Below are 6317 nucleotides of genomic sequence, written 5' to 3'. Positions count from 1 at the left end.
ATTCTACTTCTAATTGCTATGGTTTTGTGGGAGGGTTACCATCCATAAGTAATACGACTATCAAGTAAATTTCTCCAATATTTCAGTTTGAAAGAATACAGCTCAAAAAAATTAGACCCCTAGGGAAATTACTAGTTATTTTAAAGTTCAGAATCAGATATCTTGCTAGTAAGGATGTCATGACATCCTGATGTCATTTTTTGAGGAACTGTATGCAAATGATTGATAAATCAAGTCCGATACCTTTGTACATTCAACTAAGTCAATTAATTGAAAATAAAATTAATAAAGGTCAATACTTGGAAGGCGAATTAATCCCATCGGAGAAGGCTTTATGCGAACGATATGATATAAGCCGCCTTACTGTTCGTGAAGCACTTAGTGTCTTGAAACAAAAAAAATTAATTGCCACTCGGCCAGGTATCGGAAATAGTGTTTTATGCAATAAACCGGTAGATCGCGATTTATTAGGTATTTACAACTTTGATTTGCAAATAGAAGCCAGTGGTCATGAAAACCATGTTGAACTAATACTTTTTGACCATCAATATCAATCTGCTTCTATCGCAGAGAAGCTTATGCTTGAGCCTCTTGAACCTTTGATTCGGGTGGTTCGGTTACGAAGTGCGGATAAACGACCTCTTTTTATTGAGAGTATTTATCTGTCAGCAGAGAAGTTTTTTCCCATAGAGAAAAATACTTTTTTATCAACTCAATTGTTCAGCGAAAAACTAAAAAATGATTACGGAGTTTCATTGGATAGTTTATCGATCGAGCTTGAACCCATCATTCTTAATAAAGAACAAGCAGATTTATTAAAAGTTTATAACTTACCTGCGGCGGGTTTGCTTAATGAACGTATTTCCTATGATGAAGAAGGAGTCCCTGTAACCTTAAGTCAGTGGTTATTCAGTCAGCATAGGTGTCGTCATTTACTTAAAATCAATATGAAATAAACCGTTAGGAGACTAATATGATTAAAAAATCGGTATTTTCGCTTTTTATGGCTAGTGTGTTAGCTTTTGGTGCAACAGTAGCTAAAGCTGATGAAAACTATCCACGTAAACCTATTACTATGAACGTTGCCTATTCTCCAGGAGGGGGGAATGATGTAGTGGCTAGATTAATTGGGCGACATATTCAAAAATACATTGGCAAGCGTATGATTGTTGAGAATAATCCTGGAGCGGGAGGACAGGTTGGGTTTACACGTTTAGCTAAGTCGAAACCGGATGGTTATACAATCGGCCTAATCAGTGTGCCGTCATTCTTCTTGATTGAGCTTTTGCGTGATGGCGTGGAGTTTAGTTTAGATGATTTTGAACCTATTGCAAATATTCAGTCAGATCCAATCGTGTTGGTTGTAAATCCAAGCAGTGAGATAAAAAGTTTTGAGGATTTTATAAAAGCGACTGAGTCAGGAAAAAGTGTGCTGAGCATGGGAGGGGATGGTCCTCAATCTAATGTTCATTTACAAGCAGCTGCACTAAATCAAGCATTAAATATTACAACCAATTTTGTTAGTTATCCAGGATCAGGTCCGGTAGCAACTAGTTTACTGAGTAATGAAATTGATGTGGGATTATTAACAGCAAGCTCAGCATTAACTTATACCAATATGGATCGTTTGCGGCCTTTAGTAGTGTTCAGTCGTAAAAAACATCCTGCATACCCTGATGTACCAACTATTTCTGAGGTTAGCGAGGCTGATGTCCCCCTTGTTGGTACCGCCTTAAGGGGTGTCATTGCGCCAAAGGGAATTGCTGATAATCAAAAACAAATTTTGTCTGAGGCCTTTGAAAAGCTTCTTCAGGATGAAGAGTTTCAAGAGGCTGCTGAAAAACTTGGCATTGTTTTGACTTTTTCTAATACAGAGGAGTTCAAACAAGAATTAAATGAAGCGCGTAAAGAGTCTGAACAGCTAATTGACTTAATTAAGTAAGTTGCCGAGGGTTTATTATGAATCAGAATCTCATATTTCCTTCTGTAATGACTTTTGTAGGGGTTTTGCTTGGTATTGCCTCATGGAGTTATTCTTTTGAGTCTTCAATGCTGTTAAGAGGGTTATCAGTTCTTTTGACACTTCTTAGTGTTTTATTGTTTTTTAATGAATTTAAAACGCAGAAAGTAAAAACTGATGCTCTGGAACAAACGCAGTCTGTAGAGAAAAAAACTTTTGCTTGGGATATTTGCCTTATCTTTCTGTTAATAGCAGCGACGATGCTTTTGATTCCTTTATTGGGTTTTATGATTACATTTACGATTGTTGTTTATTTAGTTCAAGTGGTCATAGCAAGAAAACATCGAAATCTGTACATTTATGTAGCCTTAGGAACAACGTTATTGATTTATTTAATCTTTTTCGCGTTTTTAGGTATTTCTACGCCAAGCAGTGTGTTTTCTATTGAACAGTATTTGCAATTCTACTAAGGAGTAGATGACGATGCTAGAAGATATTTTTATCGGATTGACGACTACTCTTGCGCCTGCGATGTTGCTAGCAATCTTTATCGGCTCAGTAGTGGGGGTAGTTATTGGTATGTTGCCAGGATTAACAAGTACTATGGGAGTTGCATTATTAATTCCTATGACGTTTGTTTTTCCTCCTGAGATTGGTCTGGCTTTGCTTGGTGGCGTTTATGTTTCGTCTACATTTAGCGGGGCTATTAGCGCCATCTTGTTGAATATTCCAGGGACACCCTCTGCGGTGGCAACTTGTTGGGATGGCTACCCAATGACTCAAATGGGCAAAGGAGGGCGTGCAATTGGCCTTGCTGTCTTTGCTTCGTGTATTGGTGGGCTGTTTAGTACTGTGGTGTTGTTGTTTATGGCGCCCGTACTTTCAGAACTATCATTAATGTTAGGAGCTCCTGAATATTTCTTATTTGCAGTGTTTGGGGTGACAATCATTGCTTCTGTTTCTGAAGGAAAGTTACTACCTGGATTGATCGTTGGTATTTTAGGATTGATTATCAGTATGGTAGGAATGCATCCTATGACAGGTGAAATGCGGCTAACTTTAGGTTTACCTGTATTGTATGACGGTTTGCCGCTAGTTATTGCACTAATCGGTTTGTATTCTATTCCTGAAGCAATTAGTTTGATGAGCTCTGAGAGCAGAAAAAGTAGTGAATTAAAAGTTGACTTTTCAGGAGGGTGGCAAGTATTTAAAGATACACTGAAGCAGAAGACTAATTTGATTCGTTCCTCATTATTGGGGACTATCGTGGGAATTGTTCCGGGTGTAGGCCAAAGTATTACAAGTTTTATTGCTTATGATATGGCAAAAAAAGCTTCGAAAGAGCCTGAGAAGTTTGGTAAAGGAGCAGAAGAGGGGATTGTTGCTTCTGAAACAGCTAATAATGCGGTTACCGGAGGTTCATTGGTGCCTTTATTGACTTTAGGTATTCCAGGTAATGCTGTGACAGCGGTTTTACTTGGCGGTCTAACAATTCATGGGCTTTCACCTGGTCCAGCCCTCTTCGAACAAACCCCGGATATTGCCTATGGTTTTATATTTAGTCTGTTTTTGAGTAATTTAGCCTTCGTTCCTATTGGACTGCTCATTGCCTATTATGGTTCTAGAGTTATCTTTTTACCTAAAGAAATCTTGGCTTCAATCATTATTGCATTAGCTATTATTGGCGCTTTTTCGATTCGCTCTCAGGTTGAAGATATTGGAATTATGTTGATAGTAGGGGTGATTGGTTATGTCTTTATGATTTTAAATGTATCCCGTTCACCACTAGTGTTAGGTCTTGTTTTAGGCTCAATGGCAGAGTCTAATTTCTCTAGGGCATTGTTATTGTCTCACGGTAGTTTTGCTGACTTAGCATTGCAATTCATCACTAGACCGATGTCAGTTATTTTAATTTTATTGTGTGTGTTATCAATTTATTTTGGATTGCGCACTTCAAGAGGTAATCGTATTTAAGGAAAATATATGATTAAGAAAACGTTAAACTGGATTAAACATGAATGCGCTGCTCACGAGCTGGGAGCAGGATTTAATGATAATGAGCAACATCATTTTTTTGGATATTACAATAAGACTCCTTGGCATTTAGAACAGAATAAAATTCTCGGTCAACAATATGAATCCATGGATGCTAACTTAGTTCCGGAGTTAGAAGCACAAGTGGGTTATTTTGATTTAGATGAGGGGGGGCGTTTCATAGAATTAGATTCCACAACTACTTGGAACTGGCAAATGGGCGCTCAGCTTCAGTGGCTGGGAAATCAAGAACAGAAAAACATTATTTTTAATGTGCGTAGCACAACGAAATCGGGTCGTTATCCATCATTTTCTTCAAGAATTTTAAATATTGAAGATAAAGAATCTCGTGATCTTGATATACCTATTTATTCTGTAGCGCCTGACGGTAGTTATGCTGTTACAGTAGACTATCGCCGTCTGTATGTGACTCATGAGACGATTGGCTATAGCGAACCTGAGGGTAAAGCGAATGATCTTGAGCTTTACCCTGAAGATGATGGATTGGTGCATGTTGATATTGCAACCGGACAGTCTAAAGTTATTGTAAGTTATGCAGATCTGTGTCGCTTTAATCATCGAGAATCAATGGTTAAAGCCCTGCACTGGATTAGTCATATTGAAGTTAGCCCTAATTCTAAGCGCATTCTTTTCTTGCACCGTTGGACAGAACGAGTAGAGGATGAAACTTGTTTCTTACATAGGCTGATTACGATAAATCCAGATGGGAGCGATATTCGATTATTAGAATGCTCTGATCATCCTTTGCCTCAGTTGGAAGAGGATTTTGACCCAAATGCAGTGGGTACTTATGATTATGAAAAATCGGAATATCAAATTTCTCATCCCTTCTGGAAAGACAACAATAGCATCATTGTTTGGGGGCCTCATGATGGTTCAATCCATTATCATTTATACCAAGATAATGATCTCAATCAAGTTGAGATTATTGGAAAGGGAGTTCTAACTGAAAATGGTCACATGAGTTATAGCCCTGTCGATCAGCGCTGGTTGTTGACAGATACTTACCCTGATTCGGAAACGAATATCCGCAAGCTTTTGATTTTTGATACGCAGGAAGAAATTGTGTATGAGATTGGGCAATTTTATACACCTGATTTAAAAAAAGAAAACCGTTGCGATCTTCATCCACGTTGGCATCCATCAGGCATGAAAGTTTGTATTGATTCAGTGCATGAAGGTAAGAGACAAATGTACCTAATCGATGTTTCAACTTTAGTAAAATAATAACCAAGACTACAAAGACTCTGTAAAGAGTTTTGTGGAAATGCGATTTTTCTTTACTATTGGTGAGCGCTTACACGCTCACCAAATTCTATACGAAATCGATTTAGAGCTAAACGTGTAACTACCCCATTCTTAACACAACTCATCGGTAGAAATAACCTGTTTTTTATACTCTATGGGGCTCAAGTCATTGAGTGAGTCATGAGGCCTTTCGTGATTGTAAACTGTTATCCACTCTTCTGTGAGGTACCTGACTTCTTCCAGATTATTGAAGAGATAACAGTCTAAGACTTCTTCTCGGTAAGTCTTGTTAAAACGTTCAATATAGGCATTTTGATATGGACTACCTGGCTCAATAAAATCAATATAAATACTTCGCTCCTCTGCCCATTTCATGAACTTATGAGAGGTAAATTCACTGCCGTTATCTACTCGAATACGTTCAGGATAGCCATGTTTAAGCGCAATCCCATCTAAGTACCGAGTCACTCGCACTGAGGCGATACTGATGGCGACATCAATCCCTAGCACCTCACGATTAAAATCATCAATCACGTTGAAGGTGCGGAATTTACGCTTGCTCTCTAACGCGTCTGACATAAAATCCATCGACCAGCACTGCTGTGGAGAGGCTGGCTGAGCTAAAGGCCTAGGCTGTCGAGCAGGTAGCCGCTGCTTACGTTTGGTTCTAAACTGAAGCTTTAAGTCCGTGTAAACACGCTGGACGCGCTTATGATTCCAGCGATGGCCTAAGGCCCTTAGTCGCTTAAAATACTTGGGAAACCCCCAGCGAGGATGACGCTCAACCAGTACCTGTAACGCGTGAATTACCTCACTATCATCTACCAACCGTTTATGGTAGTAATAAGCCGTTCGACTAATACCCACCACCTGACAACTCATGACGATAATCACTCGGTAGCCGGCCTGTAGCTCACTAGCCCATTGCTTACGTGTTGCTACAGGCACTATAGCTTTTTTATGATTTCTTCCTGCAGCTGAGACTTTAAACTTAGCTCGGCATACATCTGCTTGAAACGCCGAGACCTTTGCAATAACCCCTCAAACTTCCTAA

The 6317-nt window shown here is 39.0% G+C and carries 6 protein-coding genes; 5 read left to right on the top strand and 1 reads right to left on the bottom strand.

Going from position 1 to position 6317, the window contains the following annotated elements; translation table 11 throughout:
- Window positions 1-212 precede the first annotated feature (212 nt).
- From HMPREF3144_RS05090 to HMPREF3144_RS05070, 5 genes are read left to right on the top strand one after another with little or no spacing between them, the layout of a single operon-like run.
- Complete coding sequence (locus HMPREF3144_RS05090) at window positions 213-956, top strand: GntR family transcriptional regulator (protein WP_036561144.1); 744 nt, start codon at window positions 213-215, stop codon at window positions 954-956.
- Window positions 957-973: 17 nt separating this feature from the next.
- Window positions 974-1942 (top strand): Bug family tripartite tricarboxylate transporter substrate binding protein, encoded by a 969-nt coding sequence (locus HMPREF3144_RS05085; protein ID WP_036561141.1) that lies wholly within the window; start codon window positions 974-976, stop codon window positions 1940-1942.
- A gap of 17 nt (window positions 1943-1959) precedes the next feature.
- Window positions 1960-2430 (top strand): tripartite tricarboxylate transporter TctB family protein, encoded by a 471-nt coding sequence (locus HMPREF3144_RS05080; protein WP_036561138.1) that lies wholly within the window; start codon window positions 1960-1962, stop codon window positions 2428-2430.
- Between the two features lie 13 nt (window positions 2431-2443).
- Window positions 2444-3934: a tripartite tricarboxylate transporter permease gene (locus HMPREF3144_RS05075; RefSeq protein WP_036561136.1), complete on the top strand. Its 1491-nt coding sequence runs from the start codon at window positions 2444-2446 to the stop codon at window positions 3932-3934.
- Between the two features lie 9 nt (window positions 3935-3943).
- Entirely contained in the window at window positions 3944-5242 is a 1299-nt protein-coding gene (locus HMPREF3144_RS05070) for a hypothetical protein (RefSeq protein WP_231552536.1), read from the top strand.
- Between the two features lie 132 nt (window positions 5243-5374).
- Here the strand turns inward: HMPREF3144_RS05070 and HMPREF3144_RS05065 are convergent, their stop codons facing one another.
- Window positions 5375-6211: an IS3 family transposase gene (locus HMPREF3144_RS05065; protein ID WP_083290391.1), complete on the bottom strand. Its 837-nt coding sequence runs from the start codon at window positions 6209-6211 to the stop codon at window positions 5375-5377.
- Window positions 6212-6317: the final 106 nt, after the last annotated feature.

It is taken from the genome of Oligella sp. HMSC05A10, assembly GCF_001808335.1.
In the GTDB taxonomy this organism is placed as follows: Bacteria; Pseudomonadota; Gammaproteobacteria; order Burkholderiales; family Burkholderiaceae_B; genus Oligella; species Oligella urethralis.
Note: the sequence above shows the minus strand (reverse complement) of the source record. Positions and strands in the feature narration are given on the sequence as shown.

What these genes read in the sequence shown, in the direction of transcription:
- HMPREF3144_RS05090 (WP_036561144.1), top strand. Translation starts at nt 213, where the DNA reads ATGCAAATGATTGATAAATCAAGTCCGATACCTTTGTACATTCAACTA.
- HMPREF3144_RS05085 (WP_036561141.1), top strand. Translation starts at nt 974, where the DNA reads ATGATTAAAAAATCGGTATTTTCGCTTTTTATGGCTAGTGTGTTAGCT.
- HMPREF3144_RS05080 (WP_036561138.1), top strand. Translation starts at nt 1,960, where the DNA reads ATGAATCAGAATCTCATATTTCCTTCTGTAATGACTTTTGTAGGGGTT.
- HMPREF3144_RS05075 (WP_036561136.1), top strand. Translation starts at nt 2,444, where the DNA reads ATGCTAGAAGATATTTTTATCGGATTGACGACTACTCTTGCGCCTGCG.
- HMPREF3144_RS05070 (WP_231552536.1), top strand. Translation starts at nt 3,944, where the DNA reads ATGATTAAGAAAACGTTAAACTGGATTAAACATGAATGCGCTGCTCAC.